This window comes from Companilactobacillus paralimentarius (genome assembly GCF_963227125.1).
GTDB classification, from domain to species: Bacteria; Bacillota; Bacilli; order Lactobacillales; family Lactobacillaceae; genus Companilactobacillus; species Companilactobacillus paralimentarius.
Genome location: NZ_OY724131.1, coordinates 20949 through 38360, shown reverse-complemented (window position 1 = coordinate 38360; position 17412 = coordinate 20949). Strand labels below are relative to the sequence as shown.

At 39.8% G+C, this 17412-nt stretch carries 5 protein-coding genes and 4 rRNA genes; 1 reads left to right on the top strand and 8 read right to left on the bottom strand.

Annotated elements, in window-relative coordinates; genetic code table 11:
- Positions 1 to 28: 28 nt before the first annotated feature.
- From ACI6PB_RS00145 to ACI6PB_RS00115, 7 genes are all read right to left on the bottom strand, one after another.
- A 16S ribosomal RNA gene (locus ACI6PB_RS00145) occupies positions 29 to 1595 on the bottom strand.
- Between the two features lie 1029 nt (positions 1596 to 2624).
- The gene (locus ACI6PB_RS00140; protein WP_059075255.1) at positions 2625 to 3659 is read right to left on the bottom strand and encodes an IS30 family transposase; all 1035 of its coding nucleotides are present in this window, start codon (positions 3657 to 3659) and stop codon (positions 2625 to 2627) included.
- 1126 nt (positions 3660 to 4785) lie between these two features.
- A 5S ribosomal RNA gene (gene rrf, locus ACI6PB_RS00135) occupies positions 4786 to 4902 on the bottom strand.
- 82 nt (positions 4903 to 4984) lie between these two features.
- A 23S ribosomal RNA gene (locus tag ACI6PB_RS00130) occupies positions 4985 to 7902 on the bottom strand.
- A gap of 216 nt (positions 7903 to 8118) precedes the next feature.
- Positions 8119 to 9685, bottom strand: a 16S ribosomal RNA gene (locus ACI6PB_RS00125).
- Together the 16S, 23S and 5S rRNA genes form the textbook arrangement of a ribosomal RNA operon.
- Before the next feature lie 324 nt (positions 9686 to 10009).
- A complete protein-coding gene (locus ACI6PB_RS00120; RefSeq protein ID WP_025085639.1) occupies positions 10010 to 11554 on the bottom strand; it encodes an ABC-F family ATP-binding cassette domain-containing protein in 1545 nt (514 codons plus the stop codon).
- Positions 11555 to 11644: 90 nt separating this feature from the next.
- Positions 11645 to 12922, bottom strand: a complete 1278-nt coding sequence (locus tag ACI6PB_RS00115; RefSeq protein ID WP_025085638.1) for an LCP family protein — start codon at positions 12920 to 12922, stop codon at positions 11645 to 11647.
- 267 nt (positions 12923 to 13189) lie between these two features.
- Here ACI6PB_RS00115 and ACI6PB_RS00110 point away from each other — a divergent pair, with 267 nt between their 5' ends.
- On the top strand, positions 13190 to 14629 hold the full coding sequence (locus ACI6PB_RS00110; protein ID WP_404327556.1) for an amino acid permease: 1440 nt from the start codon (positions 13190 to 13192) through the stop codon (positions 14627 to 14629).
- 112 nt (positions 14630 to 14741) lie between these two features.
- Here the strand turns inward: ACI6PB_RS00110 and ACI6PB_RS00105 are convergent, their stop codons facing one another.
- Positions 14742 to 17411, bottom strand: a complete 2670-nt coding sequence (locus ACI6PB_RS00105) for a transglycosylase domain-containing protein (protein WP_404327555.1) — start codon at positions 17409 to 17411, stop codon at positions 14742 to 14744.
- Position 17412 lies beyond the last annotated feature (1 nt).

Genomic DNA, 17412 nt, shown 5'->3' with positions numbered 1-17412 from the left:
CGTTGGTACCAAAGTACCATATCCTTAGAAAGGAGGTGATCCAGCCGCAGGTTCTCCTACGGCTACCTTGTTACGACTTCACCCTAATCATTTGTCCCACCTTAGGCGGCTAGTTCCCCGAAGGGTTACCCCACCGACTTTGGGTGTTACAAACTCTCATGGTGTGACGGGCGGTGTGTACAAGGCCCGGGAACGTATTCACCGCGGCATGCTGATCCGCGATTACTAGCGATTCCAGCTTCATGTAGGCGAGTTGCAGCCTACAATCCGAACTGAGATCGGTTTTAAGTGATTTGCTTGCCCTCGCGAGTTCGCAGCACGTTGTACCGACCATTGTAGCACGTGTGTAGCCCAGGTCATAAGGGGCATGATGATTTGACGTCGTCCCCACCTTCCTCCGGTTTATCACCGGCAGTCTCACCAGAGTGCCCAACTGAATGCTGGCAACTGATAATAAGGGTTGCGCTCGTTGCGGGACTTAACCCAACATCTCACGACACGAGCTGACGACAACCATGCACCACCTGTATCCATGTCCCCGAAGGGAAAGACTTATCTCTAAGCTTTTCATGGTATGTCAAGACCTGGTAAGGTTCTTCGCGTTGCTTCGAATTAAACCACATGCTCCACCGCTTGTGCGGGCCCCCGTCAATTCCTTTGAGTTTCAATCTTGCGATCGTACTCCCCAGGCGGAGTGCTTAATGCGTTAGCTGCAGCACTGAAGGGCGGAAACCCTCCAACACTTAGCACTCATCGTTTACGGCATGGACTACCAGGGTATCTAATCCTGTTTGCTACCCATGCTTTCGAATCTCAGCGTCAGTTACAGACCAGAAAGCCGCCTTCGCCACTGGTGTTCTTCCATATATCTACGCATTCCACCGCTACACATGGAGTTCCACTTTCCTCTTCTGCACTCAAGTTTACCAGTTTTCGAAGCACTTCCTCGGTTGAGCCGAGGGCTTTCACTTCAAACTTAATAAACCGCCTACATTCTCTTTACGCCCAATAAATCCGGACAACGCTTGCCACCTACGTATTACCGCGGCTGCTGGCACGTAGTTAGCCGTGGCTTTCTGGTTGAATACCGTCAGTACGTGAACAGTTACTCTCACATATGTTCTTCTTCAACAACAGAGTTTTACGATCCGAAAACCTTCTTCACTCACGCGGCATTGCTCCATCAGACTTTCGTCCATTGTGGAAGATTCCCTACTGCTGCCTCCCGTAGGAGTTTGGGCCGTGTCTCAGTCCCAATGTGGCCGATTACCCTCTCAGGTCGGCTACGTATCATCGCCTTGGTGAGCTATTACCTCACCAACTAGCTAATACGCCGCGGGTCCATCCAGAAGAGATAGCAAAACCATCTTTTAAACAAAGATCATGTGATCTAAGTTGTTATGCGGTATTAGCACTTGTTTCCAAATGTTATCCCCCACTTCTGGGCAGGTTACCCACGTGTTACTCACCCGTCCGCCACTCACCAAGGTCTGAATCATGAAGCAAGCTTCAATCATCAGGATGGTTCGTTCGACTTGCATGTATTAGGCATGCCGCCAGCGTTCGTCCTGAGCCAGGATCAAACTCTCATATTAAAAGTTTGTGACTCATAAATAAAAATACTAGCGAATTGACTTCGTTGTAAATCCAACAAATAAATGTTGGCCTACACAATTTTAGTGTTAAAACTTTGTTCAGTTTTCAAAGGTCTACCAGCTATTAACTAGCTTAATAGTTTAATTATCATATCATTTAAACAATATGATGTCAACAAGAAAATTGATTTAACAGCATTTCTTGTTGAATTGTCATCGCCAAGCGACAACTTAATTATGATACCATTTGCTCATCATCTCTGTCAACAACTAATTTCAATCATTTAAATTGGTCTAGTTGGTAATCTGTGAGACAACGTATATTAGAATACCAATTACAGAACGATACGTCAACCAAAATATGCAAATAATTTGTAGGTTTTTTTAAAGACAAATATTAATATATTTCCGGACTTCAATGTTACCCGACGGCCGTGTGTTCCCTATAAATTAATTCGTATTATTCGGATTATTTTACAGACGATATAAACAAACTTTGCATAATCCATTTAATTATATAATTAAAATTCAGGTATCTAACTATTATTGCCCTTAATCTTCCAGTGAAGTGTGTCGTTCATAGATATTTTCTTCATAAAAACATATCGGTAATTCGAATACCTTTAGATTGAACCAGTAAACTAAAATTTTTAATTAGCTTGAGGCAATCCTATTTCTACTATAATAGCTAAATACATACAAACAGAAAGTCCAATTGAATTCAATATTTATTCATACAGCTCACAACTAGCCAAAACGTAAACTTTCGTCACTATACTATATTATTGAATTGTTTTATTGTGATTAATTAGATACTTTCATCGATAATATAAATCATAATCCCATCAATAACCATTGTAAATGCACTGCACATTATAATGATTCAGATTTGCAAAACTAGAATAGTCTCTCATCATCCGTTTAAATAAAACTCAAAAAATTTTCGAAAATTTCAATAACAAGTTAGCCACTTGGACAAAATAAATTGAATCCAAGTGATATCAGTATTTGAAGTTTATAAATATGTCTTTAAGCGCCACAGGAACTAGCAAAGAGTTCTTGTGGCGTTTTATAGTTCAATAACTTTCTAGGCATATTGTTGAGCTTAAATTCTATGTCTCTTATTACTTTTGGGCTGACTGTATCCAGTGACAGCCCTTTGGGCAAGTCACGACGTATCATTCGATTATGTACTTCATTTGTTCCACGTTCACAAGATGTATATGGGTGTGTGAAGTAAACATCCGCAACGCCAGCCATATCAGATGATAGATTAGAGAACTCAGGGCCATTGTCTGCAGTGATTGAATTGATAAGATCACCATAGTTCTTTATGATCTCTTTCATAGCATAATCTACAGAGTCGGCATCTCTACCGTCAATAAGTCTCATTATTTCAAAGCGTGTCTTACGCTCTATGAGCGTTAAGACGACACTCTCATGGCCATTTCTTTTGCCCACAATCGTGTCTATCTCAAAGTCCCCAAAGGATTCTCTGCTATCAACACTTTTAGGGCGTTTCTCAATACTACGACCAAGTAGACGCTTATGCTTTTTTGAAGTATGTTGCTTAGTCGGTCTAGTTGACTTTTCTACCAGATCAATATTCCGGATTTCAAGTCGTTGTTCATCAATATATTTGTAAAGTGTAGTAGTACAAACCATTTCATCTACTAAGAATAATTCTTCGTTCTTAGCTCGTCCAACGGCCGTATCAGGTGACCATCCATTATCTATGAACTGGCTTACAAAGAAGCCTAAAAAGGCTGTGACTTGGTCGAATTTAGAAGGACGATGGCAAAGCTTACGGTTCTTTACATACTTTTGATGTGCAGTGTCAGGAAAGTAGCAATTCAAGTGTTGAACTTTACCATTAACTTTCTTGATCTGCTCAACAGTACCTCTGTTAATTTCATTATTAATAGTCTGAGGTGAAACGCCGATAGCTTTAGCTATCTGGCGATTCGAGTAGCCAATTGAATGAAAGGAAGCAATCTTTCCACGTTCAATTTCAGTTAAATGATGTCCTTTAGGACGATTTATGATATTCTGTTCTAGCACCAAGACGAAAAACCTCTTTCATTGTTTGTGTGAGAACTCCAATGATACCTGATTTTTACGTCTTGGTGTTTTTATTTTGTCATTTTTCTAAAGTGGCTAACTTGATTATAAAATTCGCCCTCAAAAAATTTTACACTTTCAATTAAAAGATTGAAATTTTCAAGGTATTGAATTGGGTTATTAAAAATTACAAAATCATCATGCAAGAAAATCTATATTCCATAACAATGTTCTCTGGTTGGAATTGTTTCAATCTCTAATTATCTTCCTTAATCCAATTATCACGAGTAGTCTCAACTAACTAGAAATGAATTTCATTATAAGTAACATCCCTGACAAGAATTACTTTCAAATCCGAGATCAAAAAACTAATTGTGGTGTGAACACTAGTAAATACATTTTTAATAATATTGATTAAAAGACTTTCCCAGATAGAATCCATCATCTATAAAGATTTTTCATCTGAAAAAATTTCTTTAAGCATACTAGTATCAAAAAACGATTTACATATGTATGAGTTATATAAATACATTTGAGATTGATATTACGTTTCCTAATTAAGACTTTTAGTCATAAACGTATTGATCAATATGGTCCCTTTACTATCATAAATAAGAATTGAACTATTTACTTTTTCAGTCCGGTTAGTGCTTTCGATTAACGCCTTATCTCCCTTTGAATCAGATTTTGATTCACATACCGATTTTATGGCGATCCTTAATCTTCACTAAAACCTTTATGCAGCTCTTATAGACTAAAAATTAAAAAATCTCTGTAACCGAAAAGGTTGATATCAATCGTAAAACTGTGATGGATAATCATTTAACAATTAGTAAATTTAAAACAAAAAATTATTAGTGGAATTTTATTAAATATAAACTGCATTACGCATTTCTGAATTGATTGAAAGTTAAAAATATAAGTAAAAATCATGTGGCAGATTTAACAACTCAATTTAACCTTTAAGCTTTAAATATATCCATTATTGGTTTTTATACAAAAAATCAAAAGAGACCAGTCAAGTTATCCGCTAGGATCATCTTGACTGGTCTCTTCGACTATTTACATATTGTAAGATACTTAAAGACACAAAAAAAGGAATCAACCTAAGTTGATCCCTTTACCATTAGCGTGGCAGCTACCTATCCTCGCGGGTAGTTTCCCACCAACTACTTTCGGCGTGGAGAAGCTTAACTTCTGTGTTCGGCATGGGAACAGGTGTATCCTTCTCGCTATCGCCACCACACTATTGTTGCTCGTACCTTCAAAACTAGATATTAAGACTATGAATTAAAATTGAAACACTTCAAACTGCTGTAAACTCTTACTCGGTTAAGTCCTCGATCTATTAGTACTGCTCAGCTCCATGTATCGCTACACTTCCACCCGCAGCCTATCTACGTCATATTCTCTAACGGATCTTACTTCCATAAAGGAATGGGAAATCTCATCTCGAGGGGGGCTTCACACTTAGATGCTTTCAGCGTTTATCCCGTCCATACGTAGCTACCCAGCGATGCGCCTGGCGGCACAACTGGTACACCAGAGGTATGTCCATCCCGGTCCTCTCGTACTAAGGACAGCTCCTCTCAAATTTCCTACGCCCGCGACGGATAGGGACCGAACTGTCTCACGACGTTCTGAACCCAGCTCGCGTACCGCTTTAATGGGCGAACAGCCCAACCCTTGGGACCGACTACAGCCCCAGGATGCGATGAGCCGACATCGAGGTGCCAAACCTCCCCGTCGATGTGAACTCTTGGGGGAGATAAGCCTGTTATCCCCAGGGTAGCTTTTATCCGTTGAGCGATGGCCCTTCCATATGGTACCACCGGATCACTAAGTCCGACTTTCGTCCCTGCTCGACTTGTCAGTCTCGCAGTCAAGCTCGCTTATGCCTTTACATTCTACGAATGATTTCCAACCATTCTGAGCGAACCTTTGAGCGCCTCCGTTACATTTTAGGAGGCGACCGCCCCAGTCAAACTGCCCACCAGACACTGTCCCTCACCACGCTAAGTGATGTAGGTTAGAGTTTTCATATAACAAGGGTAGTATCCCACCAATGCCTCCCTCGAAACTAGCGTTCCGAGATCAACGGCTCCTACCTATCCTGTACATGTCACACAAAAACTCAATATCAAGCTACAGTAAAGCTCCATGGGGTCTTTCCGTCCTGTCGCGGGTAACCCGCATCTTCACGGGTATTATAATTTCACCGAGTCTCTCGTTGAGACAGTGCCCAAATCATTACGCCTTTCGTGCGGGTCGGAACTTACCCGACAAGGAATTTCGCTACCTTAGGACCGTTATAGTTACGGCCGCCGTTTACTGGGGCTTCAATTCTCAGCTTCGCAAAAGCTAACTGATCCTCTTAACCTTCCAGCACCGGGCAGGCGTCAGCCCATATACGTCATCTTACGATTTAGCATAGACCTGTGTTTTTGATAAACAGTTGTTTGGGCCTATTCACTGCGGCTGGCTGTTACACCAGCACCCCTTCTCCCGAAGTTACGGGGTCATTTTGCCGAGTTCCTTAACGAGAGTTCACTCGCTGACCTTAGGATACTCTCCTCGACTACCTGTGTCGGTTTGCGGTACGGGTAGTTTATTTCTAACTAGGAACTTTTCTTGGCAGTGTGAGTTATTGTGCTTCGTTACTAAAATTTCACTCCCCATCACAGCTTGTCCTTAGAGATATAAGCATTTGACTCATATCAAGACTTACTGCTTGGACACGCATATCCATCAGCGTGCACACATCATCCTCCTGCGTCCTTCCATCGTTCAAACAAAATAAACTAGTACAGGAATATCAACCTGTTATCCATCGATTACGCCTTTCGGCCTCATCTTAGGCCCCGACTAACCCTGGGAGGACGAGCCTTCCCCAGGAAACCTTAGTCTTACGGCCGACCAGATTCTCACTGGTCTTTCGTTACTCATACCGGCATTCTCACTTCTAATCACTCCACCACTCCTCACGGTATGGCTTCAATGCAATTACAACGCTCTCCTACCACGTGTCTTACGACACATCCACAGTTTCGGTATCATGCTTAGCCCCGGTACATTTTCGGCGCAGAATCACTCGACTAGTGAGCTATTACGCACTCTTTGAATGAATGGCTGCTTCTAAGCCAACATCCTAGTTGTCTATGCGTTTCCACATCCTTTTCCACTTAGCATGAATTTTGGGACCTTAACTGGTGATCTGGGCTGTTTCCCTTTCGACGGTGGATCTTATCACTCATCGTCTGACTCCCGAGTAAAGATCAATGGTATTCGGAGTTTATCTGAATTCAGTAACCCAAGACGGGCCCCTAGTCCAAACAGTGCTCTACCTCCACGATCCTAAACCTCGAGGCTAACCCTAAAGCTATTTCGGAGAGAACCAGCTATCTCCAAGTTCGTTTGGAATTTCACCGCTATCCACATCTCATCTCAGCATTTTTCAACATACACGAGTTCGGTCCTCCAATGCGTTTTACCGCATCTTCAACCTGGACATGGATAGGTCACTTGGTTTCGGGTCTACATCAACATACTTAGTCGCCCTATTCAGACTCGCTTTCGCTACGGCTCCGACTTTTCATCTTAACCTTGCATGTTAACGTAACTCGCCGGTTCATTCTACAAAAGGCACGCCATCATCCATAAACGGACTCTGACTACTTGTAGGCACACGGTTTCAGGATCTATTTCACTCCCCTTCCGGGGTACTTTTCACCTTTCCCTCACGGTACTGGTTCACTATCGGTCACTAGGGAGTATTTAGCCTTGGGAGATGGTCCTCCCGGATTCCGACGGAGTTTCTCGTGTTCCGCCGTACTCAGGATACTGAATGGAGTGGATCAGATTTCGTTTACGAGGCTTTCACTCTCTTTGGCCAAGTTTTCCAACTTGTTCGACTATCATAACCTTTTGTTCTCACAACATCAGTCCTACAACCCTAAAGAGCAAGCTCTTTAGTTTGGGCTATTCCCGTTTCGCTCGCCGCTACTCAGGGAATCGAATTTTCTTTCTCTTCCTGCAACTACTTAGATGTTTCAGTTCATTGCGTGTTCCTCTTGACTGCTATGTATTCACAGGCAAGTAAATATCCATTACGATATTTGGGTTCCCCCATTCGGAAATCCCCGGATCAAAGCTTACTTACAGCTCCCCGAGGCGTATCGTCGTTAGTTACGTCCTTCATCGGCTCCTAGTGCCTAGGCATCCACCGTGCGCCCTTTATAACTTAACCTAAATTAAATTACAAAAAGTAATTTAAAACAATTTGCCATGACTTTCGTCACAGCTGGCAATCAAAAAGATTGCCGCGCAGTTTTCGGTGTTTCTTTAATTCATTAATTCTTAATATCCAGTTTTCAAGGTACGAGTTTGAGGGTAGACCCCTCAAAACTAAACAAAGTTTTAACAATTGTGTATTTCCGTTGGTACCAAAGTACCATATCCTTAGAAAGGAGGTGATCCAGCCGCAGGTTCTCCTACGGCTACCTTGTTACGACTTCACCCTAATCATTTGTCCCACCTTAGGCGGCTAGTTCCCCGAAGGGTTACCCCACCGACTTTGGGTGTTACAAACTCTCATGGTGTGACGGGCGGTGTGTACAAGGCCCGGGAACGTATTCACCGCGGCATGCTGATCCGCGATTACTAGCGATTCCAGCTTCATGTAGGCGAGTTGCAGCCTACAATCCGAACTGAGATCGGTTTTAAGTGATTTGCTTGCCCTCGCGAGTTCGCAGCACGTTGTACCGACCATTGTAGCACGTGTGTAGCCCAGGTCATAAGGGGCATGATGATTTGACGTCGTCCCCACCTTCCTCCGGTTTATCACCGGCAGTCTCACCAGAGTGCCCAACTGAATGCTGGCAACTGATAATAAGGGTTGCGCTCGTTGCGGGACTTAACCCAACATCTCACGACACGAGCTGACGACAACCATGCACCACCTGTATCCATGTCCCCGAAGGGAAAGACTTATCTCTAAGCTTTTCATGGTATGTCAAGACCTGGTAAGGTTCTTCGCGTTGCTTCGAATTAAACCACATGCTCCACCGCTTGTGCGGGCCCCCGTCAATTCCTTTGAGTTTCAATCTTGCGATCGTACTCCCCAGGCGGAGTGCTTAATGCGTTAGCTGCAGCACTGAAGGGCGGAAACCCTCCAACACTTAGCACTCATCGTTTACGGCATGGACTACCAGGGTATCTAATCCTGTTTGCTACCCATGCTTTCGAATCTCAGCGTCAGTTACAGACCAGAAAGCCGCCTTCGCCACTGGTGTTCTTCCATATATCTACGCATTCCACCGCTACACATGGAGTTCCACTTTCCTCTTCTGCACTCAAGTTTACCAGTTTTCGAAGCACTTCCTCGGTTGAGCCGAGGGCTTTCACTTCAAACTTAATAAACCGCCTACATTCTCTTTACGCCCAATAAATCCGGACAACGCTTGCCACCTACGTATTACCGCGGCTGCTGGCACGTAGTTAGCCGTGGCTTTCTGGTTGAATACCGTCAGTACGTGAACAGTTACTCTCACATATGTTCTTCTTCAACAACAGAGTTTTACGATCCGAAAACCTTCTTCACTCACGCGGCATTGCTCCATCAGACTTTCGTCCATTGTGGAAGATTCCCTACTGCTGCCTCCCGTAGGAGTTTGGGCCGTGTCTCAGTCCCAATGTGGCCGATTACCCTCTCAGGTCGGCTACGTATCATCGCCTTGGTGAGCTATTACCTCACCAACTAGCTAATACGCCGCGGGTCCATCCAGAAGAGATAGCAAAACCATCTTTTAAACAAAGATCATGTGATCTAAGTTGTTATGCGGTATTAGCACTTGTTTCCAAATGTTATCCCCCACTTCTGGGCAGGTTACCCACGTGTTACTCACCCGTCCGCCACTCACCAAGGTCTGAATCATGAAGCAAGCTTCAATCATCAGGATGGTTCGTTCGACTTGCATGTATTAGGCATGCCGCCAGCGTTCGTCCTGAGCCAGGATCAAACTCTCATATTAAAAGTTTGTGACTCATAAATAAAAATACTAGCGAATTGACTTCGTTGTAAATCCAACAAATAAATGTTGGCCTACACAATTTTAGTGTTAAAACTTTGTTCAGTTTTCAAAGGTCTACCAGTCGGTTAAGTGCTTACGCTTATCGACAACTTAATTATTTTATCAAGTCAGTAACAATTTGTCAAGAACCTTTTAAAATAATTATTCAATTGAATGAAATCATCATTCAATTATCGATGCGTCTGCTCTATCGCGACAACAAATAATATCTTACCGTTAATGGTAAACCAATGCAAGTACTTTTTCATACTTTTTTGAAAACTTCTAATTTTCTTTTATCTTTTCAATATCTAGGACTTTATTTATCCAATCACTACTATAAAAGTCTTCCTCATGGGTTACTAAGATCAATGATCCATCATAATTCTTTAGACCTTTACGTAGCGCAGCTTTACTCTCATCATCTAGATGGTTTGTAGGTTCATCCATAAATAAGAAATTCGAAGTATTAAACATCAAATCACCTATCTTAACCTTCGTCTGCTCCCCACCAGAAAGAGAACGTAATGGTGACATAATTTGCTGATTAGTTAAACCAGTTCTAGCTAGAACACGTCTAACCTCTTTACCACCTTGGTCTGGATGCTTGTCACTAATATATTTAAATGGACTTTCAAGATTATTCTCCCATACAAGATCCTGTTTAAAATAACCTATCTTAGCAACCTCAGAGAAATCATAGTTCCCTTCAATAGGTTTGAGAATACCCAAAAGAGTCTTGATCAAAGTAGACTTACCAATACCATTAAATCCCTTAATAACCATCTTTTCTCCACTAACGATAGAGAAATTGAGGGCCTTATCAAATAGAGGTTTACCATCATATCCTACTTTTAGATCATTAACTTCCAATAACATTCTTGAACTTGGTACTTCTACGTATGGGAAGCCAAAGCTGGAAGCAGTTTTATTCCCTGGAGGTGTCAACACATCCATATGAGCTAACTGTTTCTCTCTACTCTTAGCACTCTTTGATCTAGAACCAGCCTTAAACTTTCTTATATAAGCCTTAGTCTTAGAGATCTTCTCCTGTTGCTTAACGTAGGCCTTCATATATGTTTCTTTATTAGCAGCTTTCTGCTTAAGAGCTTGCTTGAGACTACCTGTATACTTAGTGATCTTACCGAACTCAAAATCAGCCACGCAGTTTATAATGCGGTCTAAGAAGCCATAATCATGGGAAATAACAATAAATGCTCCTTGAAAGTCATTCAAATAATCAGCTAACCAGTCAATATGGTTAGTATCCAAGTAGTTAGTAGGCTCATCTAGCAAAATCATATCAGGCTTTTCCAATAAAATTTTAGCCAAGATAATCTTTGAACGTTGACCACCACTAAGTTTGGAAACATCATGCTCATATCCAATAGCATCTAGTCCTAAACCAGTTGCCACCTGTTCAATCTTTGTATCCAATTCGTAAAAATCGTTGGCATCTAAGATTTCTTGAAGTTTTCCAGCCTTTTCCAAATCTTCATCACTTGGATCATTCATGTAAATCTCGTTTAATTGATCACTAATTTCATATAATTTTGAAAACGCTGTTTGAAGATACTCATAAATGGTCATCCCTGAGGCTAATTTAGCCTGTTGATCCAAATAACCAACCGTCATATGTTTCTTCCATGTAATTTTGCCTTCATCAGGTTCAATCTGACCAGTCAAAATCTTAATGAAGGTACTCTTACCTACACCATTTTGACCAATAATACCTAAATGATCTTCTTTATTTACTTGTAAATCTGCGGAATCGTACAATCTTTTATCCAAAAACTGTTGTGTTAATCCGTGTACTTCTAAAACACTCATATTTTTCTCCCTTATACAATAAGAAAAGACTGAAAACATTTGTCTCAGCCTTTATTCAAATGGGGTCATCCCCGCTTATTATTTAACTAATTAATAGCCACCGAAGCCTCTAGAACCACTTGATCCGCTAGAACCATTAGAACTACTACCATAACCACCAGTAGAATGACTTGATTCTCCAAAGCTTGAACCATACGAGCTTCCTGATTCTTTAGAACTAGTTGTAGAAGATATCGTAGTTGTATAGTTCTGCTGTTGGTTACCTGTGTAATTAAATGAAAAGCCTAACTTCTCATTATACGCGTTTAATCTGGTTTCTTTATTATTCAATTGTTCTTCAGCTAAGCCTAATTGCTTACGTAACTTATTAGATACTCGTCTTAATTCCTTAGTTGGTGCTATTTCATAAGATGAACCATCAATCATCGAACCATATCCTTGTAGATGGTCAGATCCAATACTCTTGGCTGCTCCACTGTAATTTAAGAACATGGATTGCATATCACTGAAACTTAAATTAGTTGTCATTGAACTAGAAATACTGTCTAGAACCTTCTGATAGCGTGTAAAGGTCTTTGCACTAGCAGCACTCTTAATAATAGCTGTTATAACCTGACGTTGACGCAATTGACGTCCATAATCACCTTGTGGGTCTTCATAACGCATTCTTGAGTAATCCAAGGCCTGTTTACCATTTAAATGCATCTTACCTTTTTTAAAGTGTGACTTCTTTTCACCTGTATCACCATACGAGAAACTGAACGGTACGTCAACATCTACACCTCCGACGGCATTAACAATTTCCTTCAAGGAATTGAAATCAACCTTAATGTAGTAGTCAATTGGAACGTTTAAAAGTTTTTCAGTTGTAACTACAGCACTTTCTTCATTACCAATATTATATGCTGAATTTATTTTTTGAATTTTCTTCGTATTATGATCGGCACTCTTCCAAATCTGTGTCATCGTATCACGTGGTACAGACATCATTGTCGTTTTATTAGTCTTAGGATTAACCGTTACGATAATCATAGTATCAGAATTACCACGATAATTTGTTTCTGTATCACGAACACCGTTATCCGTTGTATCTACACCTAACAACAATATTGAAACAGGCTTCTTACTAACTATCTTAGCGGAAGCGTTCTTTCCATCTATTGCTTTATATGTCTTGCCCAAAGAATTCTGAGCTTGAGCATAAATTCTAAAACCGTATGCTCCCATTACAAAGAAAGTAACTAAAGCGACCAATCCAATTATCTTAAGAAGTGGACGTTTAATTTTTCCATTATTGTTAGACGCCAAAGCGCTATTACGCGTTCTTTTTCGACGTCCTCGTAAACCATTATTATTGTTGTTATCCATAATTAACTCCGTTTAATTTGCTATCTACAAATTCACTTTCATTATATAGTAGATAGAATACAATTATACAGTCTTAATTCCATGTATCAAAAAGAAATATGTAACGGCCGTATTCCTAAATTATAATTTTTTAATACTGTCTGTCAATTTTATTAAAAAAAAGTTACACAAATATAATACTAGGATATTTTCAAAAAAACATCTTATTATTCCTAACCTTTTTGCTTTAAGTTTCCTGTATAATCACATTTGTAGGAGGATTTGATTATGTCAGATGCAAAGAATGCTAAGGCTTTCAGATGGTGGAATATTGCTTTGCTTGGTTTCACTACTGTCTGGGGTCTGAATAATGTTATCAACAACTTTGCCAATCAAGGTTTAGCTGTTATAACGTCATGGATTTTAATTATGATTCTTTACTTTGTTCCATACACTTTGATGGTGGGACAATTAGGATCAGCGTTTCAAGAAGCTGGTGGAGGTGTTAGTTCTTGGATCAGGACTTTATCTAACAACAAACTAGCTTACTTTGCCGCTTGGACTTATTGGGTTGTTCACGTTCCCTATTTAGCTCAAAAACCACAAATTATTATGGTCAGTCTAAGTTGGCTTTTCAAAGGTAATGGATCTTTTATCAAGGATTCTTCACCAATCATCGTACAAGGATTAAGTTTGATTATTTTCCTTGTTTTCGTTTGGATTGCCAGCAAAGGAGCCTCAACATTAAATAGTATCGGTAGCATCGCCGGGATTGCTATGTTTACTATGTCAATGTTGTTCATCATCCTTGGTGTCAGTGCACCTTTTATCACTCATGTACAAATTGCCACACCTAACATGACTGATATTCACACTTATATACCGAAATTCGATTTACAGTACTTCACAACCATCTCAATGCTAGTCTTCGCCGTTGGTGGTGCTGAGAAGATCTCACCTTATGTTAATAAGACTAAGAATGCTTCCAGAGAATTCCCACTAGGTATGATCATCTTAGCTGTTATGGTTGCCGTTTCAGCCGTTCTAGGTTCATTCGCAATCGGTATGATTGTTAATTCTAACCACATTCCTGCCGACCTTATGGCCAACGGTGCTTATCAAGCTTTCCAATTCTTAGGTAACAGTTTCCACGTTGGTAATTTGTTCGTATGGGCATTTGCAATTACTAACACATTAGCCAGCGCAGCTGCTTTAGCCATTTCAATCGATGCCCCATTGCGTATGCTTTTAGGAGATGCCGATAAGAAATATATTCCAAAGGCTCTTTTGAAGAAAAACAAATGTGGTATTGCTATCAATGGTTACAAGATGACAGCCATTCTAGTTTCTATTCTTATCATCGTGCCTGCCTTAGGTATCAATGGTATGAATGATCTATATAACTGGTTGTTGAATCTTAACTCAATTGTTATGCCTATGCGTTATCTATGGGTATTCTTAGCCTATATGATGCTAACTAAGCAATTGGACAAATATAAATCTGATTATATGTTCGTTAAAAACAGATACGTCGGCTTTGGAGTTGGACTTTGGGCCTTCTTCCTAACAGCCTTCGCATGTATCATGGGTATGGTTCCTAAAATGAATATGGCCCAAGATCCATCATCATGGTGGTTCCAATTAGCATTGAACATCATCACTCCATTAGCATTAATTCTATTAGGATTGATCTTACCAGCCATTGCTAAAAGGACAAATGTTGATTAGAGAGTTGCACAAGTCGTAAAACTCATTACCACTATTCAACATAAAACTATAGTTGTTCAAAAAGGCGACACCTCACACGAGGGTCGCCTTTTTGAGTCCAATCATATTTATTTTAATTGGAAGAACTAGAACTACTATCTGAAGAGGAATTACTATTAACGGTAATTTTAACATCAGGAACATTACCACCATAGCTTCTGATCTCATTCATAATGTCTACCAGTTTTTGCTTTTGAGCCTCTTTATCAGAATCATTATTCTTATAAGCATCTTTAACCTTTTGCAATTGAAAATTATATTGTGGCATCAACTTATCAACCATCGATTGACGTTTTTGTTCACGTTGGGTTTCGATAGTTTCTTTTTCAGATTGATACTTGGCAATCTTCTTGTTATCTTTAGCAGCTTGGAACATTGCTTGACTCAAGTTCAATTCCTTTTGCATTTGTAAGATCTGTTGATTAAAGTCATTTTTAGCCGATTGACGTTTAACATTAGCATTCAAATAACGAATCTTTTGCAATTCACTTAACTTGCTATCATATTGAGATTCCTTAGTGATTGGATTATCAGTATATTTATCGATGGATGATTGAACCTTATCCTCTCGCTTATACTCTTCTTTCTTCGATAAGTGATAAATAATTCGATAATCGAGGTTATAGAGACGATCAGTATTTTTTTGTTCTTGAGCCGAAATATATTTAGAGAAATCACTATCAATAACATCTTGAATCGTTGGTTGCTCATTACTCTGATTGACTGACAAATTACTTCCACTAACAGTAACTGTATTTGGCTTCTTAAAATCTTCTTCTTTTTCTTTCATTTGACTAACCAAATATTCACCTTCAGCTTTAAAAGCCTGCATTGACAATGTCTGTTCATTACTAGTCAACGAAGTAGATGGCACATCATTTCCAGTCCAATTAGCAATTGTAAAGTCAGGTGTCATACCAACAAAGTATGAATCTTTATTATTATCACTGGTACCAGTTTTACCAGCCGTGTACTTATAATTATCTAATGCGGCGGCCTTACCCAATCCGTTACTAATCACTGATTGCATGGTATTAATCATCATATAACTAGCATTTTTAGTATAAATATCTTTCTTCATATGAGTATTTTGATAGATATAACGATTGTTGTCATTATCATAAATACTCGTTAAATTACTTGGATGAATAAATTGTCCACCTCGAGAAAACGAACTGTATGCTGAAGCCATTTCAGTGGTAGTGGTACTAAACGTACCCAACGCATCAATGGCATTCTTATCTTCCGTTGGACGCAGACGGGCAAATTCCATCTTAGTCAAATCATCGTAGAAAGAATAACTCGTATCTTGTAGCGCCAATTTATAGGCGACTGTATTAATTGAGTTCTCTAAGGCATGACGAACGGTCGTCTTACCAGTGTAGCCACTGTACCAATTATGAACATTAGCAATAGCCGAGTCCACGACCGTACTTTGTGGTAAATATCCCCTTTCAAAAGCAGGAGCATAAGCTACAAGCGGTTTAGCAGTTGATCCGGGTTGACTATATCCATTTATCGCCCGATTCATTTGATCATCTTGTGTTGTTCTTCCACCAATCACCGCTATAACGTCACCCGTTTTATTATCTATAACGGTACTTGAAACTTGTGGTGTTAATTTTCCATTAGCAGACCGACCCGTGTAAGATTCATATGTCTTATTAACTAAACTTTCAATCTTATTTTGTACATCCATATCAATTGTAGTATTAATTGTATAACCACCATCAAGCAACTTACCACGGGCACGTTCAAACTCTTGTCTATAACGTGCAAAGTAATCATTTCTGGCCTGATTGTCTTTAAAAGCATACTCCATCGTAAAACCAGAAGATTTCATTAATTCTTCGGTGGCATTATAAACGGCATAGTTCAAAGCATAATTATTTGAAACATCATTATCATACTTACGTTTATTGACTTTCAATCCAAGAGGTCGCTTACTTGCTGTCTCGTAGGTGTGCTTTGAGATCAATCCACGTTGATAAAAGACATACAGAATCGTATTTCGGCGATTCAATGAACGTTTTGGCGCACTAACTGGATCATAGTAAAGAGGACTATTAGGTATTCCCACTAGCAAAGCTAATTTATCAATCGATAAATCTTTCTGATTCTCGGAAAAATAATAATCTGCCGCAGCACTGAAACCGTATGATCCATGCCCCATATAAACATTATTGATATAGAACTCTAATATCTGTTGCTTACTAAATTTCTTTTCGAGTTGTTGAGCAATAACCATTTCTTTGAGCTTACGGTTTAAATTTTGTGATTGATCTTGCAGAATGACGTTCTTAACCAATTGTTGTGTTAAAGTCGATCCACCCTCTGTTCGCCGATGTAGTAAGGTCGAAACAACTGATCTCATAATGGCATACATATCGACACCATGATGAATATAGAACCTTTGATCTTCTACCGCCACTAGTCCCTTTTTGATATCAGGATTAATATCCTTAATTGGTGTATAGCTAGAACTAGAACGGGACAATTTCTTAATTTCTTTACCGTTACGATCATATATAACGGTAGAATTACTTGGATGAAAATCTGACACTTTCAATCCTTGACTGTAAGAATATCCATCCGCAATTGTATTTCTTATTTCATAACCATACTTTAGCCAAAATGCTCCAACACTTAGAATTAGTAACAATAAAATTGTTAGTAATATCCATGGCCATTTTCGTCTTTTTCTAGTTACTCTTTCTCGTAACCCAGTTTCTCTTTTACGCATA

What these genes read in the sequence shown, in the direction of transcription:
- ACI6PB_RS00120 (WP_025085639.1), bottom strand. Translation starts at nt 11,554, where the DNA reads ATGAGTGTTTTAGAAGTACACGGATTAACACAACAGTTTTTGGATAAA.
- ACI6PB_RS00115 (WP_025085638.1), bottom strand. Translation starts at nt 12,922, where the DNA reads ATGGATAACAACAATAATAATGGTTTACGAGGACGTCGAAAAAGAACG.
- ACI6PB_RS00110 (WP_404327556.1), top strand. Translation starts at nt 13,190, where the DNA reads ATGTCAGATGCAAAGAATGCTAAGGCTTTCAGATGGTGGAATATTGCT.
- ACI6PB_RS00105 (WP_404327555.1), bottom strand. Translation starts at nt 17,411, where the DNA reads ATGCGTAAAAGAGAAACTGGGTTACGAGAAAGAGTAACTAGAAAAAGA.